The organism is Neorhizobium huautlense (assembly GCF_030811685.1).
Classification (GTDB): Bacteria; Pseudomonadota; Alphaproteobacteria; order Rhizobiales; family Rhizobiaceae; genus Neorhizobium; species Neorhizobium huautlense_A.
The window spans coordinates 160,481-181,061 of record NZ_JAUSRF010000008.1 but is presented as its reverse complement, the minus strand read 5'-3'; the positions used below and the strand labels follow the sequence as shown (position 1 = coordinate 181,061).

General features: G+C 59.5%; 20 protein-coding genes. 3 read left to right on the top strand and 17 right to left on the bottom strand.

The window, feature by feature from the left end; genetic code table 11:
- Positions 1-13: 13 nt before the first annotated feature.
- The 7 genes from hflX to dusB all read right to left on the bottom strand — a co-directional run bounded on the left by hflX (position 14) and on the right by dusB (position 9,423).
- Complete coding sequence (gene hflX / locus J2T09_RS13985; RefSeq protein WP_306835574.1) at positions 14-1,354, bottom strand: GTPase HflX; 1,341 nt, start codon at positions 1,352-1,354, stop codon at positions 14-16.
- Between the two features lie 77 nt (positions 1,355-1,431).
- Positions 1,432-1,674, bottom strand: coding sequence for an RNA chaperone Hfq (hfq, locus tag J2T09_RS13980; protein ID WP_007757453.1), 243 nt, complete (start codon positions 1,672-1,674; stop codon positions 1,432-1,434).
- A gap of 291 nt (positions 1,675-1,965) precedes the next feature.
- The gene (ntrX, locus tag J2T09_RS13975; RefSeq protein ID WP_306835573.1) at positions 1,966-3,330 is read right to left on the bottom strand and encodes a nitrogen assimilation response regulator NtrX; all 1,365 of its coding nucleotides are present in this window, start codon (positions 3,328-3,330) and stop codon (positions 1,966-1,968) included.
- On the bottom strand, positions 3,320-5,605 hold the full coding sequence (locus J2T09_RS13970) for a sensor histidine kinase NtrY-like (RefSeq protein ID WP_306835572.1): 2,286 nt from the start codon (positions 5,603-5,605) through the stop codon (positions 3,320-3,322). Before J2T09_RS13970 ends, ntrX begins: the two co-directional genes overlap by 11 nt.
- A gap of 196 nt (positions 5,606-5,801) precedes the next feature.
- Positions 5,802-7,253, bottom strand: a complete 1,452-nt coding sequence (gene ntrC / locus J2T09_RS13965; protein WP_306835571.1) for a nitrogen regulation protein NR(I) — start codon at positions 7,251-7,253, stop codon at positions 5,802-5,804.
- Positions 7,250-8,407, bottom strand: coding sequence for a two-component system sensor histidine kinase NtrB (locus J2T09_RS13960; protein WP_306835570.1), 1,158 nt, complete (start codon positions 8,405-8,407; stop codon positions 7,250-7,252). Before J2T09_RS13960 ends, ntrC begins: the two co-directional genes overlap by 4 nt.
- Positions 8,404-9,423, bottom strand: a complete 1,020-nt coding sequence (gene dusB / locus J2T09_RS13955) for a tRNA dihydrouridine synthase DusB (protein ID WP_306835569.1) — start codon at positions 9,421-9,423, stop codon at positions 8,404-8,406. Before dusB ends, J2T09_RS13960 begins: the two co-directional genes overlap by 4 nt.
- Before the next feature lie 158 nt (positions 9,424-9,581).
- Here dusB and J2T09_RS13950 point away from each other — a divergent pair, with 158 nt between their 5' ends.
- Positions 9,582-10,784, top strand: a complete 1,203-nt coding sequence (locus tag J2T09_RS13950) for a bifunctional 2-C-methyl-D-erythritol 4-phosphate cytidylyltransferase/2-C-methyl-D-erythritol 2,4-cyclodiphosphate synthase (protein ID WP_306835568.1) — start codon at positions 9,582-9,584, stop codon at positions 10,782-10,784.
- A gap of 1 nt (position 10,785) precedes the next feature.
- Entirely contained in the window at positions 10,786-11,286 is a 501-nt protein-coding gene (locus J2T09_RS13945) for a CinA family protein (protein ID WP_306835567.1), read from the top strand.
- Between the two features lie 3 nt (positions 11,287-11,289).
- On the opposite strand, the gene J2T09_RS13940 is transcribed toward J2T09_RS13945, so the two are convergent.
- Positions 11,290-11,736, bottom strand: coding sequence for a type II toxin-antitoxin system RatA family toxin (locus J2T09_RS13940; RefSeq protein ID WP_306835566.1), 447 nt, complete (start codon positions 11,734-11,736; stop codon positions 11,290-11,292).
- Between the two features lie 259 nt (positions 11,737-11,995).
- Between J2T09_RS13940 and J2T09_RS13935 the strand changes: the two genes are divergently transcribed.
- Entirely contained in the window at positions 11,996-12,178 is a 183-nt protein-coding gene (locus tag J2T09_RS13935) for a hypothetical protein (RefSeq protein ID WP_306835565.1), read from the top strand.
- Positions 12,179-12,184: 6 nt separating this feature from the next.
- Here the strand turns inward: J2T09_RS13935 and lipA are convergent, their stop codons facing one another.
- The 9 genes from lipA to J2T09_RS13890 all read right to left on the bottom strand — a co-directional run bounded on the left by lipA (position 12,185) and on the right by J2T09_RS13890 (position 20,474).
- Positions 12,185-13,159: a lipoyl synthase gene (lipA, locus tag J2T09_RS13930; protein WP_306835564.1), complete on the bottom strand. Its 975-nt coding sequence runs from the start codon at positions 13,157-13,159 to the stop codon at positions 12,185-12,187.
- 39 nt (positions 13,160-13,198) lie between these two features.
- Positions 13,199-13,444, bottom strand: a complete 246-nt coding sequence (locus J2T09_RS13925; protein WP_112503624.1) for a GlsB/YeaQ/YmgE family stress response membrane protein — start codon at positions 13,442-13,444, stop codon at positions 13,199-13,201.
- Positions 13,445-13,521: 77 nt separating this feature from the next.
- Positions 13,522-14,967 carry a dihydrolipoyl dehydrogenase gene (lpdA, locus tag J2T09_RS13920; protein WP_306835563.1) on the bottom strand — a complete coding sequence of 482 codons (1,446 nt, stop codon included), beginning with the start codon at positions 14,965-14,967 and terminating at the stop codon, positions 13,522-13,524.
- 68 nt (positions 14,968-15,035) lie between these two features.
- Entirely contained in the window at positions 15,036-15,674 is a 639-nt protein-coding gene (locus tag J2T09_RS13915) for an SGNH/GDSL hydrolase family protein (protein WP_306835650.1), read from the bottom strand.
- Between the two features lie 69 nt (positions 15,675-15,743).
- A complete protein-coding gene (locus J2T09_RS13910) occupies positions 15,744-15,965 on the bottom strand; it encodes a hypothetical protein (RefSeq protein ID WP_306835562.1) in 222 nt (73 codons plus the stop codon).
- 141 nt (positions 15,966-16,106) lie between these two features.
- Entirely contained in the window at positions 16,107-17,459 is a 1,353-nt protein-coding gene (locus J2T09_RS13905) for a pyruvate dehydrogenase complex dihydrolipoamide acetyltransferase (RefSeq protein ID WP_306835561.1), read from the bottom strand.
- 15 nt (positions 17,460-17,474) lie between these two features.
- Entirely contained in the window at positions 17,475-18,881 is a 1,407-nt protein-coding gene (locus J2T09_RS13900) for a pyruvate dehydrogenase complex E1 component subunit beta (RefSeq protein WP_306835560.1), read from the bottom strand.
- 18 nt (positions 18,882-18,899) lie between these two features.
- The gene (pdhA, locus tag J2T09_RS13895; RefSeq protein ID WP_306835559.1) at positions 18,900-19,970 is read right to left on the bottom strand and encodes a pyruvate dehydrogenase (acetyl-transferring) E1 component subunit alpha; all 1,071 of its coding nucleotides are present in this window, start codon (positions 19,968-19,970) and stop codon (positions 18,900-18,902) included.
- 186 nt (positions 19,971-20,156) lie between these two features.
- Positions 20,157-20,474, bottom strand: coding sequence for an FtsB family cell division protein (locus J2T09_RS13890; RefSeq protein WP_306835558.1), 318 nt, complete (start codon positions 20,472-20,474; stop codon positions 20,157-20,159).
- Positions 20,475-20,581: the final 107 nt, after the last annotated feature.

The window sequence follows — 20,581 nt, the reverse complement described above, 5'->3', positions numbered from 1 at the left end:
GCATGCCGCAGCGTCAGCGCTCCCAATCTTCCTTTTCCGGCTTGGAACCGTTGCCGAGCTTGCGCTCCAGTTCAGCCGCCTGCGCTTCGGACATGCGAACGTCAAGCGTCACCGAACCGTCCTCATTGTCCTTACGCTCATCGATGATGACATTGCTGTAGACCCATGAGACCAGCGCCAGCTTTTCCGGCGGAATGGTCACCGATGTCTCGGTCAACACGCCCGACAGGCGGCGGGAAATCTCGTCCATCAGCGGATCGACACCCTCGCCCGTCACGGCCGACAGCGCCATGATGTTGTCGCGTCCGCTCGCGCGTTCCGCCAGTGCATCATGGGTTTCCGGCTCGAGCCGATCGATCTTGTTCCAGACTTCGATGATGCGCTCTTCGCCTTCCTTTTCGCCAATGCCGAGATCGGCAAGGATGCGCAGAACGTCACCGGACTGCGCGGCGTTGTCGGGATCGGACATGTCGCGCACATGCAGGATCAGGTCAGCTTCCAGCACCTCTTCCAGCGTGGCACGGAAGGCAGCGACCAGATGCGTCGGCAGGTCGGAGATGAAACCGACCGTATCGGAAAGAATGACCGTGCGGCCATGCGGCAGCTTCATGCGGCGAAGTGTCGGATCGAGCGTCGCAAACAGCATGTCCTCGGCCAGAACACCGGCCCCGGTGATGCGGTTGAACAGCGTCGACTTGCCGGCATTGGTATAACCCACCAGCGCCACGATCGGATGCGGTACCTTGCGGCGCTTGGCACGATGCAGCTGGCGGGTGCGCACCACCTGCTCTAGCTCGCGCTCGAGCTTAATGATCTTGTCCTGCAGCATGCGCCGGTCGGCTTCGATCTGGGTTTCACCCGGACCACCCATGAAGCCGGCACCACCGCGCTGACGTTCAAGGTGGGTCCATGACCGGACCAGACGGCCCTTCTGGTAATTCAGATGCGCGAGATCGACCTGCAGCGTGCCTTCCTTGGTGGAAGCGCGACGTCCAAAGATTTCGAGGATGAGGCCTGTGCGGTCGATGACCTTGGCTCGCCATTCCTTTTCGAGATTGCGCTGCTGCACCGGTGTCAGCGGATGATCGACGATGACGAGGCCGGCATTCTTTTCATCGAGAAATTCTTTGATCTCCTCGATCTTGCCGGTGCCGATCAGTGTTGCCGGTCGCGGCTGATTGACCGCAACGATCAGACCTTGAGCGATCGTCAGATCAATGGCGCGGGCAAGGCCGATCGCCTCCTCCAATCGCGCCTCGTTGGAGCGTTGCGGTTGGGCTACGATCGGCGTATCCGACTGCGCAGCACGGCCGCGCGCCTGCTTGAGCACAGGAACGAGTACGACTGCGCACATGTCATCCCGGTGCTTTTCAGCTTCCGGGATGAGAGATTCATTCGAGGTATCGCGCGTTGTGATGTCTAAATGTCCTATCAGGCCGCGTTTTCTTCGGTCTCGAACATCTGCATCGGCTGGCCCGGCATGATGGTCGAGATCGCGTGCTTATACACGAGCTGGGAGTGCCCGTCACGACGAAGCAGCACGCAGAAATTGTCGAACGAGGTGACAACACCGGTCAGCTTGACGCCGTTGATCAGGAAAATGGTGAGGGAAATCTTCTGCTTACGAACGGTATTGAGGAAAAGGTCCTGCAGATTCTGAGAACGTTCCGCCATGGCGCCGCTTCTTTCTTTCTTGCCGGCTGTCGCCGGAATTCTTGTTTATAACCTGAGGTGCCGCCGTCCCACCCGGAATCGGCCGTCACCGCCCATTTGCGCATGTTTCCCGGGCGAGATCGAGTCTGGGCCCGGAACAGAATGTGCAAAGTGAGCGGGGAGATGCAAGTTTGCAACTCCCTGTCCCCCGGCATTGGTTAGCAAATCGGGATGCGCTCCGCAATCGGCAAAACAACGTATGCGATCGGCGTTGCCGCAGATCACCGGGATACCCCTTTGAAATCCAGGAGCTCAGACGCCGAGAGACTTCAACTTGCGGTGCAATGCCGAACGTTCCATGCCGACAAACTCCGCCGTGCGGGAAATATTGCCGCCGAAACGGTTGATCTGGGCGACCAGATAATCACGCTCGAACATTTCGCGCGCCTCACGCAGCGGCAAGGTCATGATGTGGTGGTCGCCACTGCCGGCCACCTTTGGCAACATGTCGCCGAGATCCTGCGGCAGCATGTCGGCGGTGATCGGCGTATCCGGGCCGTCACCACGGGCAAGGATCATCAGGCGTTCGATGTTGTTGCGGAGCTGGCGATTGTTGCCCGGCCAGTCGTTCGCCTGCAGCACCGCCATAGCATCATCGCCGATGCGACGGTTGCGGATGCCGGCGTGTTCGGAGACCTGACGCATGAAATTATCGACGAGGAAGGGGATATCCTCACGACGTTCTGCAAGCGCGGGCACCTTCACCGGCACGACAGCCAATCGATGATAAAGATCCTCGCGGAAAATGCCCTCGGCGATCAGATTTTCGAGGTGGTAGGCCGTCGAGGAAATGATGCGGACATCCACCTTCACGCGCTTCGACCCACCAACCCGCTCGAACTGCTGGTCGACAAGAACACGCAGAATCTTGTTCTGGGTTTCGCGCGGCATTTCGCCGACTTCATCGAGATAAAGAATACCGCGATGCGCCTCTTCCAGAGCGCCGATCTTGCGCGGCTGGCCGGGCGTGCCTTCGGTGCCGAACAGCGCGATCTCCATGCGATCCGGCGTGATCGTGGCGGCATTCAGCGCCACGAAGGGACCGGCCGCACGCGCCGACTTCTTGTGGATCATGCGGGCGACCAGTTCCTTGCCGGAGCCGGAGGGGCCGAGGATCATGATGCGGCTGTTGGTGGGAGCGACCTTGTCAATCGTCTGGCGCAGTTGCGAAACGGCAACCGAGGTGCCGACCAGTTCCAGCGCGTCACCGGTGCGCTTCTTGAGCTCCGTCACCTCCCGCTTGAGCTTGGAATTTTCCAGCGCACGTTCGGCGATCAGGATCAGTCGGTCCGCCTTGAACGGCTTTTCGATAAAGTCAAAAGCGCCGCGCTTGATGGCGGACACGGCCGTCTCGACATTGCCGTGACCGGAGATCATCACCACCGGCAGGTCCGGGTGGCGCGTCTTGATCTCGTCCAGCAGTGCCAAACCATCGAGCCGCGATCCCTGCATCCAGATATCGAGGAAAACCAGGCGCGGCACGCGATCGGAAATCGCAGCGAGCGCGCTATCGGCGTCATGCGCCGTACGGGTCTCGTGTCCTTCGTCGGACAGGATACCGGACACGATATCGCGGATATCCGCTTCATCATCCACGACCAGAATATCAGACGCCATAAGCTGCTTCCTTGTCCTTACCTGCATCGGGGCCAGCGCCCTGCATCGAGGCCGCATCCACATGCGGCAACAGCACCCGGATCATGGCGCCACGGCCATGGTCGAATTCGACGGGTGCATCATGCAGTTCCAACTGACCACCATGTTCTTCGATGATCTTTTTGACGATGGCGAGCCCCAGGCCCGTGCCCTTCTCACGCATCGTCATATAGGGTTCCAATATTCGGTGACGGTTTTCCGCCGGCAGCCCGCTGCCATTGTCGATAATATCGACGCAGAAAAGGTCGCGCAGCTCGTCATGCGATGTCCGCACCCAGACCTTGCGACCGTCCCGTTCCTGATCGCCGGGCACAGACTCGATCGCCTCAACCGCGTTCTTGACGAGATTGCCGAAAGCCTGACCCAGCATGCGCGCGTCGAACATGCCGACCAGTGGCGCATCGCCGAGATCACGCACGAAATCCACATCGCTGGCGCCCATCTCGCGCAGAAAGACGGCATCGCGCAGGATATCACGCAGATCCGACGGCTCCTTGGCGGGCTTGGGCATGCGGGCGAAGGACGAAAACTCATCGACCATGCGGCCGATATCGCCGACCTGACGGACGATCGTATCCGTGCACTGATCGAAGACAGCGCGGTCATCCTCGTTGATCTGCTTGCCATAACGGCGCTTCAGGCGCTCGGCGGAAAGCTGGATCGGTGTCAGCGGGTTCTTGATTTCGTGCGCGATACGCCGCGCCACATCCGCCCATGCCGTCGAGCGCTGGGCGATCACGAGATCGGTGATGTCGTCGAGCGTGATGACGTAGGATTCGCGGCTGGAGCGCTGCTCCTCACGTGTTACCTGCACCGAAAGCGTCCGCTCCTTGCCGCCGCGCATCAGATTGATCTGCTTGCGGAAATCGCTGCGGGCGCGGAACGTGGCTTCCTTCAGAACCTGATCGATCTCGGGCGCAACATCTTCCAGCCTCTGGCCGATCAACTGATCCGCACTGACGCCGAGAAAATGCTCGGCGGTCGGATTGACGATGGTGACCTGATGATCGTCCTCGACACCGATAACGGCGGCGGACACGCCGGACAGAACCGCTTCGATGAAGCGACGACGGTCATCGACCTCGTCCTTGGCCTCGAGAATCTCGTCTCGCTGGCTGCGAATTTCGGAAATCATCTTGTTGAACGTGCGCGACAGGCTGCCGACATCGCCATCCGCGGCACGCACCGGCACAACGACATTGAGATTGCCGGCACCGACGCTGTCAGCGGCGCTGATGAGCAGCCTGATCGGTCGCACGATGCGGTCGGCCACCGCAATCGCCGTCCAGATCGCAGCAAGCAGGACGATCAGCGCAAAGCCGATATAGAGGACCGCAAACGCCACCTGCAGCGATGTTCGCCCGGCTTCCATGGATTTGTATTCGTCACGGTTCTCTTCCATCAGCCGCATGGCCATCATGACCTTGGGGTCAACGGCGCGGACGGTGTAAAGAAATGTTCCCGGGATGATGTCGAACTTGATGACGGCGCCAACGAGGTTTGTCACGCCCGGCGGAATGAGAGTTGGCTGGCCGTTTGCGGCGGTCTCCAACGCATCGGATGGAATGGCGGGCAGCGGCCGGTCGGTCTTGATGTCGGCCTGCGCAATCGCATCGCCATCGTCACGAACAAGGAAAGCACCAAGCAGGCCGCGGCCTTTCGCCTGCCTGGTCATCAGGTCCACGAAACCGGTCCTATCCAGATAGAACATGGCGCGGTTGCGCTCGAGATCGTTGGCCATGGAGACCGTCTGGCCCTGCAGATAGCTGGCATTTTCCAGCATATAGGCCTTGGCGACATCGAGCGAAGACTGAACGATCGACTGGGTGCGCAGCGAGAACCAGCGGTCTAGCCCGACATTGAGCGTCAGACTGGCAAAGATCGCCACCAGAATGGCAGGCGTGATCGCAACGATGGAAAAAAGCGCAACGATGCGCACATGCAGCCGGGCGGCGGCGCGGCCACGGTTGCGCGCCTTCACCAGCCGGAACACTTCGCGCACGATGAGCGAAATCAGGCCAAGAACGAAAATCGAATTGATCACCGCCGAGGCGATCACGACATTCGTGGTCGGGGCAATCGGTGTGGCGCCCAGCAGCACCAGCAGGCTGACAATGGCGCAGACCAGAGCACCGCCAGCCAGCAGAAGGCCCGGCAAGGCAAACGAAGCGCGCCGATCCTGAACCAGGGCAGGCGCATCATCCTCGGCCGAAGGCGTCATCACGCCGTCTGTCATGAGCCACTCCCGCCTCCGCCACGCGGAGACGCACTAGAGACAATGAAATTGCCCGGAATCGGAGCAGGAGAACATGGACCGAAGGCCGTGTTGCAAGAATCGCCCGCCGCCAGAAAACCTGAGCATGCGTGACCTTTAAGCAACGCAATGTGGCGAAAATGCAACGAATACGGCGCGGGTGTCAACCCGCGTCATATCAGCTTGTACGCGAGCTGCGATAGACCGAAACGCCGAGCTCACGGATTTTCTTGCGCAGGGTATTACGGTTCAGACCCAGCAGGTCAGCCGCCTTGATCTGGTTTCCGCGCGTGGCCGTCAACGCAGCAAGGATCAATGGATATTCCATTTCGGTCAGAACGCGGTCGTACAGCCCGGGCGGCGGCAGATTATCGCCGAAACCGGCAAAATAGCTGCGCATGTTTTCCTCGACCGCCTGCGAGATGGTCAGAGAGCCTGAACGCACGCCCATCTTGTCGATCGGGCTGTCCGGCACGTCGGAACGCAGCTCGGTATCGATGATTTCGCGGGTGATAACATCCTGTGGATAAAGTGCCATCAGGCGACGGATAAGGTTTTCCAGCTCACGCACGTTGCCCGGCCAGGCATAGGCCTTCATCACTTCCAGCGCCTCGTTGTCGAAACGCTTCGTGTCCAGACCTTCCTTCTCACCCATCTGCATGAAGTGACGCACGAGATCCGGAATATCCTCGGCGCGGTCACGCAGCGGCGGCAGGCGCAGCGGCACGACGTTGAGGCGGTAATAGAGATCCTCGCGGAACAGGCCCTGATTGATGAGGACTTTTAGGTCCTTGTTCGTGGCGGCAACGATACGCACATCGGTGCGGATGGGCGTACGACCGCCCACCGTCGTATATTCGCCCTGCTGCAACACGCGCAGAAGACGTGTCTGTGCATCCATCGGCATGTCGCCGATTTCATCGAGGAACAACGTACCGCCCTCAGCCTGCTCGAAGCGGCCGGTGGAGCGGTTCTGCGCACCGGTAAAGGCACCTTTTTCGTGGCCGAACAGTTCGGATTCGATCAGATCGCGTGGGATTGCCGCCATATTGATGGCAACGAAGGGACCGTTGCGGCGTTTGCCGTAATCATGCAGTGCGCGGGCGACCAGTTCCTTGCCGGTGCCGGATTCGCCGGTGATCATCAGCGTCAGGTCCGTCTGCATCAGGCGGGCGAGAACACGGTAGATTTCCTGCATGGCGGCAGAGCGGCCGACCAGCGGCATGCCGTCCTGCGCATCGTCATCCAGCTTGGCGGGTTTTTTCTTCGGCTCGGCCAGCGCCCGCCCGATGATGGCGATCAGTTCGGTCAGGTCGAACGGTTTTGGCAGATAATCGTAGGCACCCTTTTCCGACGCCTTGATGGCCGTCATGAAGGTGTTCTGGGCGCTCATGACCAGAACCGGCAGGTCCGGGCGCGCCTTCTTGATGCGTGGCAGAAGATCGAAGGCGTTTTCATCCGGCATGACCACGTCGGTCACCACCAGATCACCGTCGCCAGCGGAAATCCAGCGCCACAGCGTGGCGGCATTCGAGGTAATGCGCACGTCGTAACCGGCGCGGGTCAACGCCTGGTTCAAGACTGTACGGATGGCCGCATCATCGTCGGCGACAAGGATCGTGGCGGTCATTTTACGCTTCCTGTGGAGTTCAAGGCGACGGCATCATCAAATGCGCTGTCTTCCTTGTGCATGGGCATCAGAACACGGAATACGGTGCGGCGCGGCTGGCTGTCGCATTCGATAATGCCGCCATGGGCGCCGATGATTTTTGCGACCAACGCCAAGCCGAGGCCCGAGCCATTGGTCTTGGTGGTGATAAATGGGTCGAAAAGATGCGGCAGGATATCGGCCGGCACGCCGGGACCGTTGTCAATGACGCAGAATTCCAGCGGCAGCGAAATCTTTTCGCGGGTGCCGGCAACCGACAGACGGATGCCCGGTCGATAGGCCGTCGTCAGCGTGATCTCACCCTCCGACTGCCCGCCGATCGCCTCAGCCGCGTTCTTGATCAGGTTCAGGAACACCTGAATCAGCTGATCGCGATTGGCAAACACCGATGGCAGCGAAGGATCGTACATTTCGAGGAATTTGATGTCCCTCGCAAAACCGGCCTTGGCCACCGCCTTCACATGATCGAGCACCGAGTGAATGTTGAGCGCGGTGCGATCGACCGGGCGCTCGTCGGAAAACACTTCCATACGATCGACCAGCGACACGATACGGTCGGTCTCGTCGCAGATCAGCCGCGTCAGCGCACGGTCTTCATCCGGAACCGAGGTTTCCAGAAGCTGGGCGGCACCGCGAATACCCGATAGCGGATTCTTGATCTCATGCGCCAGCATCGAGGCAAGGCCGGTCACCGAACGGGCCGCGGCACGATGCGTCAGCTGACGGTCGATCTTGTCGGCCATTGACCGTTCCTGAAACACGATCACCACCGAGCCGGGTTCGCTAACGACCGGCGCGACATAAAGATCGACCAGTTTTTCCTGGCCGAGACGTGGCGACGAAAGGTCGACACGATATTCATTCACCGGCGCCTTGCGCTCCCGCACCTGATCGATCAGGGCCAGCAGCGGACTGCCAAAGGGAATGAAGGTGGAAATCTTGTTCTTGGCGAGATAGGCGGCGCTGGAACCGAAAAAGGATTCGGCCTCCCAGTTGGCAAAGGCCACCTTTCCCTCTTCATCCACAAGGATGACGGGATTCTGGACCGAGTTCAGCACGGCCATGGCCAATGCATTTCCGGTCGCGTTGTCCTGCGGCGTCGGTTTCGACGTCATGCGGCAGCCTTCCGTTCTTCAAGCGGCGGCCGAGACAGCAATTCGCGCAGACGCGACACCACCACGGCAGGGTCGCGCTCCACCATCAACGCCGCCTTGTCGGCGGCATCCGTGTGTGGCGCATTGCAATCGAGATACCAGCCGAGATGTTTTCGCGCGTGGCGGAGACCCGCTTCGCGGCCATAAAATTCAAGCATCATTTCGTAGTGTTCGCAGGCAATATCGGCGATGACATTGACCTTGGGCACATCGGCACCGGCCAGCGCACCGATATGCCACGGACGCCCTTGGGCGCCACGACCGACCATGACGGCATCCGCACCCGACCGGCGCAGAATATCCTGCGCATCCTCAGGCGTGTGCACGTCACCATTGGCAATCAGCGGAATGGTCAGCACATCGCGCACGGCGCGGATCGCATCCCAATCCGCCTTGCCTTCATAAAACTGCATGCGGGTGCGGCCATGGACCGTGATCAACTGCACACCGGCATCCTGCGCACGGCGCGCGATCTCCGGCGCATTGATGGAATTTTCGTCCCAGCCAAGGCGCATCTTCAGCGTTACCGGCACTTTCACAGCCTTCACCGTCGCCTCGACCAGCGTCAGGGCATGATCGGGGTCGCGCATCAGCGCCGAGCCGGAATAACCGCCCGTCACCTTCTTGGCGGGACAGCCCATATTGATATCGACGATATCCGCGCCCTCACCCTCGACGATCTTCGCCGCCTCACCCATGAAATGCGCTTCGCGGCCGGCAAGCTGCACCATATGCGGTTTGATACCGGTGCTTTTCAGACGTTCCCACGATTCGCCGCGGTTCCGCACAAGCTCGCCACTGGCGATCATTTCGGTGACGACGAGGCCAGCGCCATGCTGCCACGCCAGCTGCCGGAACGGCAGATCCGTCACGCCGGACATCGGCGCCAGAACAACGCGGTTGCGTATGGCGACAGGCCCGATATGGAAGGGTTCTGCGAGGTCGAGGGGACTCAATTGATGATCTTTCGGGCACATTGGTAGGCTGCACTATTTTTATTCAGGCTTTACGCGTTTGCCAAGAGCAATTCCAAGATTGCGTTATTTTTGAGCGACCTGCTGGAAATGGGTCTTTTGAGTCTATAGTGCTGCCCTGTCAATTATAATTCGAGCTATCGTCCGGGGACGACAAATCCATGACAATCGGCATCGTCATCGTAGCCGCAGGACGCGGCGAACGGGCCGGTTCTCCGCAGGAGGGCCCGAAACAGTATCGCCCCATCGGCGGACGACCGGTCATCGCGCACACGCTGGAAACCTTTCTCAACTGGCACAGAAGCGGCCCGATCGTCGTTGTGATCCATCCGGACGATGAGGGGCTTTTTGCCGCATCCGTCACTGATCTGCCGAAATCGGCAAGCGAGATCGTCACCACATTCGGCGGCGATACACGTCAGCGTTCCGTCTATGAGGGGCTACGAGCACTCTCCGGCACCGGCGCGACGCATGTCATGATCCATGATGCTGCCCGCCCTTTCATCGATCTCGCCCTTCTCGACCGCATCGCGGCCATGCTGGATGTCGGCCATGACGGCGTGTTGCCGGCCATGCCGGTGGCGGACACACTGAAACGCGGTGGCGCCGACGGCCTCGTGCACGAAACGGTATCGCGCGCCGGCCTTTACGCAGCCCAGACACCGCAGAGCTTTGCGCTGAGTGAAATCCGCTCGGCACATGAAAAGGCGGCAGCTTTGCGCCGCGACGACTTTACCGACGACGCTTCGATCGCCGAATGGGCAGGCCTGCCGGTGGCTCTGATCGAAGGTTCGGCGGACAATATCAAACTGACAGTAAGACGGGATATCGAAATGGCAGATGAGCGGCTTTCCAGACAAGAACAGCGGAGCCCCCTGCCCGACGTGCGCACCGGCAACGGTTATGACGTCCACCAGCTCGCTCCCGGCGACGGCGTGACGTTGTGCGGCGTTTTCATCCCGCATGACCAGAAACTGAGCGGCCATTCGGATGCCGACGTGGCGCTTCATGCACTCACCGATGCCCTGCTCGCCACCTGCGGCGCCGGCGATATCGGCGACCACTTTCCGCCGTCCGATATGCAGTGGAAGGGCGCGGCCTCACGCATCTTCCTTGAACATGCAGCAAAGATCGTCCGGGAACATGGTGGCACGATCATGAATGCCGATGTCTCGCTGATCGCCGAGGCACCCAAGGTCGGCCCGCATCGGGAAACCATGCGCCGCAATCTCTCGGAATTTCTGGGCATCGACATGGAACGCTGCTCGGTAAAGGCCACCACGAACGAAACCATCGGTTTTGTCGGTCGTCGTGAAGGCATCGCCGCGATTGCCACGGCAACCGTCGTGTATGTGAAGGATTGAGATGAGCCTGTTTCCGCCGGATATCGAACAGACAGCCACGAAGATCATCGCCGATTTCACGGCGAAAGGCCTGATGGTTGTGACGGCGGAATCCTGCACCGGCGGGCTGATTGCGGCGGCTTTGACGGAAATTGCGGGCTCGTCCGCCGTGGTCGATCGCGGACTGGTGACCTACACGAATGAAGCGAAAGCAGATATTCTGGGCGTCAGTGTCGATACGCTGAAAAATTTCGGCGCGGTGTCGCGGGAAACGGCGCTGGAAATGGCAGCCGGCGCATTGAAGGCATCACAGGCTCAGGTCTCCGTTTCCGTAACGGGCATTGCCGGCCCCGGCGGCGGATCTGCAACGAAGCCGGTTGGGCTGGTGCATCTCGCCGCCAGCAATAGGCAGGGCAAGGTCCTGCATCGCGAGAAGCGTTATGGCGATATCGGCCGCAGCGACGTGCGCCTTGCCACGCTGCGCACCGCATTCGAAATGCTTCAGGAAATTGCTGAGGCCTGAACGTCAGGCATAAATCTTGTCGGCGCGCGCCTCAAAAGCTTCGGCGAACATGCGGAAGGCACGATCGAACATCGAGCCCATGACGGCGCCCAGAATCATGCTCTTGAATTCGTAATCGATGAAGAAGTGCACCGTGCAGCCACCCTGCCCGTCCGGCTCGAACCGCCAGCGGTTGTTGAGATACTTGAACGGTCCCTCGATATATTTCACATCGATCGCCCGTTCGGCCGGATTGAGAAGGACCTGTGTCGTAAAAGTTTCCTTGATCGCCTTGTAACCGACCGTCATATCCGCGACGAGCAGTTCTTTGCCATCGCGCTCCTTGCGAGTGCGAATGGCAAGCGCCTCGCACAGCGGCAGGAATTCGGGATATTTCTCGATGTCTGCGACCAGCGCATACATCTGTTCGGGCGAATGGCGGACCGGGCGGTGATTTTCGAACTTTGGCATGATGAGCAGTTAAGCGCGCCTTCGGCGAAGATCAAGCGCGGGAAAATATAAACGCCTGTGTTTTCAACGTCCCAAATGCCTGAGCTGGTTTTAAAACCGTCAACAAGCCTGACGCTTATTTTAACACACGCTCACATATTAACCATTGCATCCCAAAAATGTGGTTTTGGCGGCCATCTGCCCTGATCCAAACGCAAAATCTCGCGTAAAAAGCGTAATTGAAACTCAAACACCGGAATGACTCCGGAAGAAGAAGACCATGGACGACTTTACGCAGATCATGAGAATGCTGGAATCTGCCCGCCAACTGGCTGACATGAACCAACTCCCTCTCCTCGTCTATCTGATCGAGGTGGCCAAAGCGGAAGCGCGCGGCAACCGCTTCGACCTGCGCGAAAAGAAGCGCGGAGAGAGAATAGCCGGCAAGGGTGCTGCCGGCTAAGAGGTTTTACTCGGCAGCTACAAGCAGCTTCTTTTCACGAGCCGCTCTCAAACGCGCGAAATCGTCACCGGCATGGTGCGACGAGCGCGTCAACGGGCTCGAAGCGACCATCAGGAAACCCTTGGTATAGGCAACCGTCTCGTAGGATTTAAACTCCTCCGGCGTGACGAATTTTTCGACCTTGTGGTGCTTGCGGGTCGGCTGCAGATACTGGCCGATGGTGAGAAAATCGACGTCGGCAGTGCGCAGATCGTCCATCAACTGGAGCACTTCATTGCGCTCTTCGCCAAGGCCGACCATGATGCCGGACTTGGTGAAAATGGTCGGATCCAGTTCCTTCACCCGCTGCAACAGGCGAACCGAGTGGAAGTACCGCGCACCGGGGCGCACCGTGAGGTAATTGCCCGGCACCGTTTCCATATTGTGGTTGAACACATCCGGCTTGGCAGCAACAACACGCTCCAGCGCACCCGGCTTCTTCAAGAAGTCCGGCGTCAGGATCTCGATCGTCGTCAGCGGCGATGCCGCACGGATCGCCCAGATCACCTTCTCGAAATGTTCGGCCCCGCCATCGGCCAGATCGTCACGGTCCACCGAGGTGATGACGACGTGGGACAGGCCCATTTCCTTCACTGCCTTGGCGACGTTTTCCGGCTCGGCCAGATCGAGTGCGTTGGGCTTGCCTGTGGCGACATTGCAGAAGGCACAGGCGCGGGTACAGATTTCACCCATGATCATGAAGGTGGCGTGCTTTTTATCCCAGCACTCACCGATGTTGGGACAGCCCGCCTCTTCGCAGACCGTGACGAGCTTGTGCTCCTTCACGATCGAACGGGTTTCCTGATAGCCTTTCGAGACCGGCGCCTTGACGCGGATCCATTCGGGCTTGCGCATCACCTCGGTATCCGGGCGATGTGCCTTTTCAGGGTGACGGATGCGCTTCTCATCCGAGAGCGACGTCCTGTCGAGAATGGTGACCATGGTAGACTGTTCCTCCGCCGCTGTTGGTGCGGCTTCCCGTCAACGTCTGACGAGTTTGGCGACAAATAGCAAAATGCAGGAACCGACGAAACCCTGCACAAGGTAACCCAGCCATCCGCCGGCGACATGGATGTTAGCGCTGTCGAAGATCGCATTGGCGAGCACCGCACCAACGATGCCGATGATGATGTTCATGAATATGCCGAAGCGCATATCCATCAGCTTGCCGGCAAGCCAGCCTGCCAAGCCCCCGATGATGATTGCTGCAAACCAGCCGACGCCCATTCCACTCTCCTGATGTTCAAAACCCAGATATGGTTAGGGCCTCACCCGGACGCAATGCCGGATAAGGCCCCGCAATATCAGGCGTTCAGCACGCGGCCATAGGCGTCGAGCACGCTTTCCTTCATCGATTCCGAAATGGTCGGATGCGGGAAGATGGTGTGCATCAGGTCTTCCTCGGTCGTCTCCAGGTTCATGGCGACAACAAAACCCTGGATCAGTTCAGTGACTTCCGCACCGACCATGTGGGCGCCGAGCAGTTCGCCGGTCTTCTTGTCGAAAATGGTCTTGACCATGCCCTGATCCTCACCGAGCGCCACGGCCTTGCCGTTGGCGGCAAAGGAGAAGCGGCCGACGCGGATATCGCGGCCCTGCTCCTTGGCCTTCGCTTCGGTCAGACCAACCGAGGCGACCTGCGGGTTGCAATAGGTGCAGCCCGGGATCTTGCTCTTGTCGGTGGCATGAACATTCGGAAGGCCGGCGATCTTTTCGACGCAGACAACCGCTTCATGCTCGGCCTTGTGGGCGAGCAGCGGGCCACCGGCAACATCGCCGATCGCGTAGATGCCGGGAACATTGGTCTTGCCGTAGCCATCGATGACGATGAAACCGCGGTCGGTCTTCACGCCGGCGGCTTCCAGACCGATGTTTTCGATGTTTGCCTGTACGCCGACAGCCGATATCATGCGGTCAGCAGTGATCTTTTCAGACGAACCGTCCTTCTTCTCGATGGTGGCGGTGACCGAGTTTGAACCCTTCTCGATCTTGGCGACCTTGGCTTCGAGAAGGATCTTGATGCCCTGCTTTTCGAACTGTTTTTTGGCGAAGGCGGAGATTTCCGCGTCTTCGACCGGCATGACCTGGCTCATGATTTCGACGACGGTGACGTCGACGCCCATGGTGCGGTAGAAGGAGGCAAATTCGATGCCGATGGCGCCCGAGCCCATGACCAGCAAGGACTTCGGCAGTTCTTCCGGCTTCATGGCTTCAAAATAGGTCCAGATCAGCTTGCCATCCGGCTCGATACCCGGCAGCGCGCGCGGACGCGCACCGGTCGCAACGATGATGTGCTTGGCGGTATAGGTGCCCTCGCCCAGCGTATTCTTCGGCACCGGACCCTGCGGCTCTACGACGGGCTTCGTCGATTTGCCGACGACGATCTCGCCCGGCTTGGTGATCTTGGCTTCACCCCAGATGATATCGACCTTGTTCTTCTTGAACAGGAAACCGACGCCGTTGTTCATGCGCGCGGCAATGCCACGCGAACGGGCAACGATTGCCTTTACGTCGGGCTTGATCGTGCCTTCCAGCGTCAGTCCGTAATCCTTGGCGTGGCTCGCCGTGTGCAGCACGTCGGCAGAGCGCAGCAGCGCCTTGGTCGGGATGCAGCCCCAGTTGGAGCAAATGCCGGCGAGATGTTCGCGCTCGACGACGGCGACTTTCATGCCGAGCTGGGCAGCACGGATCGCCGCGATATAACCGCCGGGGCCGGAGCCGATGACGATGAGGTCGTAAGATTGAGCCATTGTTTTCTGCCTTTATCTTCAAGTCATTGTAGGCGGCCTGCATGAGCGGCCGGCCAGGTGTTGCCCGGTTACAAACCGAGCATCATACGGACGATTGGTTCCAGACCGCGGCCGATGGCCCGCGTATGTTCTGCCGTCAGGTGCACGCCGTCGATCGGGCTTGTCTTCGCGACCGAACCCGCATCGAAAAAACCGCAGCCGAGATCATCGGCAAGGTCACGATAGAGCGATGCCAGCATGGTCGATTGTTCGATGCCGCCGCGAAAGATGGCCGAAAAGATCGGATCAGCCGTCTCGGCAAGTGGTGGTGGCGCGATGATCAGCACATCCGGTGCGTCATAGTCGAACGAATATTCGTGGTGGCGAACAAGTCCCACAAGCCGCTGGATGCCCGCGCGTGCTGCGTGTGCCGTACCGGCGATGACCGGCTTCATGTCGTTGGTGCCGAGCATGATGATGACGAGATCGAGAGGCTGATGCGTATGCAGAAGCGTCGGAAGGTTTTTGACGCCATTGCGGTCGCAATCGGCAAGATGATCGTCGTAGCCGGTGGTGCGACCGTTGAGACCTTCGGCGATAACGGTGACGCCTTCACCGAGGGCCGATGCTAGAACGCTTGGCCAGCGATCTTCGAACGCGTGACGGCCGGAACCTTCAGGATCGAAACCCCAGGTGATGCTGTCGCCAAAGCAGAGAACGGTTTTCATATTGTCCATATGCCAGTCATTCCCTGCAGGCGACGACCAATACCAACAATTCGGAAATCGCGGCTTTGATCACTTGCCTTTCATCAACGCCTCAACCCGACTCTCAAGCTCGGCAATCCGATCCTCAAAGTCGCCGGTTATGAATTTTGACATCATCGTATCCGCGGTCAGAGCATTACGAATGCTCTTCTGACCATTATCGAGCTTATGCAATTGCTGCTTTATATCTGCGATATCGGTGCGAATTTCTCGCAACATCGGAATGATCATGTCTGCAGGTTCATTCGCCATCGAATACGCTCCTTCGCGCTTCTGACTGCCTTCCCATCCAAATATGGATACAGAGCAGTCAAATGTCACGACCGAGTTGTATCGTCCGACAACACCCGCAAAACGGAGCCGGCCGCGGCATGCACCGCGGCCGAAACACCATTATACCAGCATCGACATCGGGTTTTCGATGTAGCGCTTGAAGGCGGAAGCGAGTTCCGCGCCGAGCGCGCCATCGATGACGCGGTGGTCGAAGGCAAAGGTAGCCGTCATCACCGTGCCGACCTTGATCTCGCCATTCTTGACGACCGGCTTTTCCACACCGGCACCGATCGAAACGATCGAGGCCTGCGGCAGGTTGACGATCGATGTGAACGACGACACGCCGAACATGCCGAGGTTGGACACGGAAGTCGTGCCGCCCTGGTATTCTTCCGGCTTCAGCTTCTTGTCGCGGGCGCGCTTGGCCATGTCCTTCACCTCGTTCGAGATGACCGACAGGGATTTTGTTTCGGCCTTGCGAACGATCGGCGTGATCAGGCCATCCGGGATGGAAACGGCAACGCCGACATCGGCGTGCTTGTGCAGAACGCGGGCGGTCGAAGTCCAGGAGGCGTTTGCCATCGGAACATCGCGCAGGGCCAGCGCCATCGCCTTGATGATGAAGTCGTTGACGGAAAGCTTGAAGGCCGGAACCTCGCCCTTCTCCGTCTTCTTCACCGGTGCAGACTTGTTGATGTCCGCACGCAGCGCCATGAGGTTGTCGAGCAGGCAATCCATCGAGATCGTGTAGGACGGAACCGTCTGCGTCGACTCGGTGAGGCGGGCCGCAATCGTCTTGCGCATGCCGTCATGCGGCAGAAGTTCGTAGGAACCATCCGCAAACAGTTTTAGCACGTTGTCGTCCGAAGGACCCTTGGCGAGCGCCGGGGCGGCAGCAGACGGGCCAGCGGCAGCCGGAGCAGCCTTGGCCGCACCACCGGCAGCGGCCTTCTCGACGTCAGCCTTGACGACACGGCCATGCGGGCCGGTGCCGGTGACGGCGGAGAGATCGAGACCGGCTTCCTTAGCCAGACGACGAGCAAGCGGCGACGAGAAAACGCGATTGCCGTCTGCGGCAACCGGCGCCGGGGTCGAAGCTGCCGGAGCAGCGTCGGTCACCGGCTTTTCAGCCTTCGGAGCTTCCTTGGCGGCTTCTGCCTTCGGAGCTTCGGCTTTCGCTTCCGCCTTCGGTGCGGAACCCGCACCGGCAGCAGCGGCAGCAACGTCTTCGCCTTCTTCGGCAATGATGGCGATCAGGGCGTTGACCTTGACCGCTTCGGTGCCGGCCGGGACGACGATCTTGGCGATCACGCCCTCATCCACGGCTTCAACTTCCATCGTCGCCTTGTCGGTTTCGATCTCGGCGATCACGTCGCCGGACTTGACCGTATCGCCTTCCTTGACGAGCCACTTGGCGAGGTTGCCCTCTTCCATGGTGGGCGACAGGGCAGGCATGGTGATGTTGATAGGCATCGTATCACCTCTTCCTTACTTGTAGCAGACGGTCTTCACCGCCTGAACGACTTCGTCGACAGTCGGCAGAGCCAGCTTTTCGAGGTTTGCCGCGTAAGGCATCGGAACGTCCTTGCCGGCAATCGTCAGGATCGGCGCATCGAGATAATCGAAAGCCTGCTGCATGACGCGGGTGGCGATTTCGGTGCCGACCGAGTTCTGCGGGTAACCTTCCTCGACGGTGACGAGACGGCCGGTCTTCTTGACGCTCTCAATGACGGTCGGAAGATCCATCGGACGCAGCGTGCGCAGATCGATCAGTTCGACATCGATGCCTTCCTTTTCGAGCTCGGCAACCGCCTTGGTGGCGTAGGTCATGCCGATACCGAAGGAAACCACGGTCACGTCCTTGCCCTTGCGGTGGATGCGCGCCTTGCCGATCGGCAGGACAAAATCATCCATCTTCGGAACTTCGAAGGACTGACCGTACAGGATTTCGTTCTCAAGGAAGACGACCGGGTTCGGATCGCGGATGGCAGCCTTGAGCAGGCCCTTGGCGTCAGCTGCCGTGTACGGCATGACGACCTTGAGGCCCGGGATCTGGCTGTACCACGACGCGTAGTCCTGGCTGTGCTGGGCGCCAACGCGGGCAGCCGCACCATTCGGTCCACGGAAGACGATCGGAGCACCCATCTGGCCGCCGGACATGTAGAGCGTCTTGGCAGCGGAGTTGATGATCTGGTCGATCGCCTGCATGGCGAAGTTGAAGGTCATGAACTCGACGATCGGCTTCAGACCGGCCATGGCAGCACCGACGCCGACGCCGGCAAAGCCGTGTTCGGTGATCGGGGTGTCGATGACGCGACGGTCGCCGAATTCCTGCAGCAGGCCCTGCGTAATCTTGTAGGCGCCCTGATATTCGGCGACTTCCTCACCCATGACGAACACGTCGCCATCGCGGCGCATTTCTTCGGCCATGGCGTCGCGCAGCGCTTCGCGCACGGTGGTCATGACCATTTCGGTGCCGGCCGGAATATCCGGATCGGCAGCGACTTCGAGCTTCGGCTGGGCCGGAACCTTGGCAGCAGCAGGGGTTTCCTCGGAAGCTTCGCGTGCCTTGCCGCCAGCGGCGTCAGAGGTTGCAGCCGGCGTATCGGCATCGGCCTTCGGCGCGTCTGCGGAAATCGAGTCGGCGCTTTCGCCCTCTTCGAGCAGCACGGCGATCTTGGTGTTGACCTTGACGTTTTCGGTGCCGGCCGCGACCAGCAGCTTGCCGATCACGCCTTCATCGACGGCTTCCACTTCCATGGTCGCCTTGTCGGTCTCGATCTCGGCGATGACATCGCCGGACTTGACGGCGTCACCTTCGTTCTTCAGCCACTTGGACAGCGTGCCTTCTTCCATGGTCGGAGAAAGCGCGGGCATCAGGATATCAATAGGCATGTGTTCTCTCCCCGCGGCTCAGAGCAAGATGTCGGTGTAGAGCTCGGATGCATCCGGCTCGGGGTCGTTCTGCGCAAAATCGGCCGAATCCGAAACGATGTCGCGGATATCCTTGTCGATCGCCTTCAGATCGTCTTCGGTCGCCCAGCCGCCATCGAGAATGCGCTGGCGCACCTGCTCGATCGGATCCTGCTCGGAGCGGATCTTCTGGACTTCTTCCTTGGAGCGATATTTCGCCGGGTCGGACATCGAGTGGCCGCGGTAACGGTAGGTCAGCATTTCGAGGATGATCGGGCCCTTGCCGGAACGGCAATGTTCGAGAGCCTCTTCAGCCGCCGCCCTGACGGCGCGGACATCCATGCCATCCACCTGGACGCCGGGAATACCGAAACCGACACCGCGCATCGAATAGTTCGCCTGCGCCGTTGCGCGGGCAGTCGATGTGCCCATGGCGTAACGGTTGTTCTCGACGATATAGATGATCGGCAGTTTCCAGAGAGCAGCCATGTTGAAGCTCTCGTAAACCTGACCCTGGTTGGCAGCGCCGTCGCCGAAATAGGCGACCGATACCGAGTCATTGCCACGGTAGGAGTTCGCGAAGGCGAGACCCGTGCCGAGCGAGACCTGTGCACCGACGATGCCGTGGCCGCCGTAAAAATGCTTCTCTTTCGAGAACATGTGCATCGAGCCGCCCTTGCCTTTCGACAAGCCGCCCTGACGCCCGGTCAGTTCCGCCATGACGCCGCGCGGGCTCATGCCGGCCGCCAGCATGTGACCGTGGTCACGGTAAGCGGTAATAACCTGATCGCCTTCCTTCTGGGCCATCTGCATGCCGACAACGACAGCTTCCTGGCCGATGTAAAGGTGGCAGAAGCCGCCGATGAAGCCCATACCGTAAAGCTGGCCGGCCTTTTCTTCAAAGCGGCGGATGAGCAGCATTTCACGATAGGCGTGAAGCTCGTCGTCCTTGCCGAAATCCGGCGTGTTCTTGCCGGTGAATTCCTTAGGAGCCGATTTGGAAACGGATTTGTTTGCAGACTTTGCCGCGGATCTGCGGCCGGACGTGGACGCGGTTTTAGCAGGCGCCATCTATCCCTCCCTATGTACTGCGCTTAATCGAAGTAGGGCTCGCCATACCATTGTGGCGCGTCCCGGTTTCGAGGCGTAACATAGGCACAAATGTGCGCGCCAGCAATGACATATTTGCATGGCTCACATGCTTGATAAACCTATGATTTATCAAGAAAAATTTTGATTAACCTGAACTCGGTTAAGTTAGCGATTGCCGTTAAAAATGACAATCTCGTCCGCGCGCGAGACGTTGAGCTGGTAACGCGCGGTTTCGTCGAGCATATCCCGCTCCATCGAGCCATCGCTCAGAAGCGCAACCTGACGCTCCAGCGCCTGGCGTTTTTCCGTCAATTTAGCGAGATCGGCCGCACGCAGCACGCGCTGACGCTCAAACTCCTCCGTTGCTATCAGCCCGAGATCACCATGGACGGAATGATAACCGAAATAACCGAGAAAAGCGACGGTGATGGCGGGAAGGACAAAACGGCCCAGTTTTCTTGGCTTATGATGCTTGGTCCACATGCTCGTTGAGAATCCCGTCACGCAATAATCTGCCCTGACAGTCGCAGAACTTGTTTAAGCAATCGTTGACCATGTTGGCGTGAACGCGGAAACGCAAAAACCCGCGA

Bases quoted from the DNA above. Each gene is read 5' to 3' on its own strand.
- lpdA (WP_306835563.1), bottom strand. From the start codon at position 14,967: ATGGCTCAATCTTACGACCTCATCGTCATCGGCTCCGGCCCCGGCGGT.
- J2T09_RS13940 (WP_306835566.1), bottom strand. From the start codon at position 11,736: ATGCCAAAGTTCGAAAATCACCGCCCGGTCCGCCATTCGCCCGAACAG.
- J2T09_RS13915 (WP_306835650.1), bottom strand. From the start codon at position 15,674: ATGAAAACCGTTCTCTGCTTTGGCGACAGCATCACCTGGGGTTTCGAT.
- J2T09_RS13900 (WP_306835560.1), bottom strand. From the start codon at position 18,881: ATGCCTATTGATATCCTGATGCCCGCGCTTTCTCCGACCATGGAAGAA.
- hfq (WP_007757453.1), bottom strand. From the start codon at position 1,674: ATGGCGGAACGTTCTCAGAATCTGCAGGACCTTTTCCTCAATACCGTT.
- pdhA (WP_306835559.1), bottom strand. From the start codon at position 19,970: ATGGCGCCTGCTAAAACCGCGTCCACGTCCGGCCGCAGATCCGCGGCA.
- J2T09_RS13945 (WP_306835567.1), top strand. From the start codon at position 10,786: ATGAGCCTGTTTCCGCCGGATATCGAACAGACAGCCACGAAGATCATC.
- J2T09_RS13890 (WP_306835558.1), bottom strand. From the start codon at position 20,474: ATGTGGACCAAGCATCATAAGCCAAGAAAACTGGGCCGTTTTGTCCTT.
- J2T09_RS13970 (WP_306835572.1), bottom strand. From the start codon at position 5,605: ATGACAGACGGCGTGATGACGCCTTCGGCCGAGGATGATGCGCCTGCC.
- ntrX (WP_306835573.1), bottom strand. From the start codon at position 3,330: ATGGCGTCTGATATTCTGGTCGTGGATGATGAAGCGGATATCCGCGAT.
- lipA (WP_306835564.1), bottom strand. From the start codon at position 13,159: ATGGTCACCATTCTCGACAGGACGTCGCTCTCGGATGAGAAGCGCATC.
- J2T09_RS13935 (WP_306835565.1), top strand. From the start codon at position 11,996: ATGGACGACTTTACGCAGATCATGAGAATGCTGGAATCTGCCCGCCAA.
- J2T09_RS13910 (WP_306835562.1), bottom strand. From the start codon at position 15,965: ATGGCGAATGAACCTGCAGACATGATCATTCCGATGTTGCGAGAAATT.
- J2T09_RS13925 (WP_112503624.1), bottom strand. From the start codon at position 13,444: ATGGGCGTCGGCTGGTTTGCAGCAATCATCATCGGGGGCTTGGCAGGC.
- J2T09_RS13950 (WP_306835568.1), top strand. From the start codon at position 9,582: ATGACAATCGGCATCGTCATCGTAGCCGCAGGACGCGGCGAACGGGCC.
- J2T09_RS13905 (WP_306835561.1), bottom strand. From the start codon at position 17,459: ATGCCTATCAACATCACCATGCCTGCCCTGTCGCCCACCATGGAAGAG.
- J2T09_RS13960 (WP_306835570.1), bottom strand. From the start codon at position 8,407: ATGACGTCGAAACCGACGCCGCAGGACAACGCGACCGGAAATGCATTG.
- ntrC (WP_306835571.1), bottom strand. From the start codon at position 7,253: ATGACCGCCACGATCCTTGTCGCCGACGATGATGCGGCCATCCGTACA.
- hflX (WP_306835574.1), bottom strand. From the start codon at position 1,354: ATGTGCGCAGTCGTACTCGTTCCTGTGCTCAAGCAGGCGCGCGGCCGT.
- dusB (WP_306835569.1), bottom strand. From the start codon at position 9,423: ATGTGCCCGAAAGATCATCAATTGAGTCCCCTCGACCTCGCAGAACCC.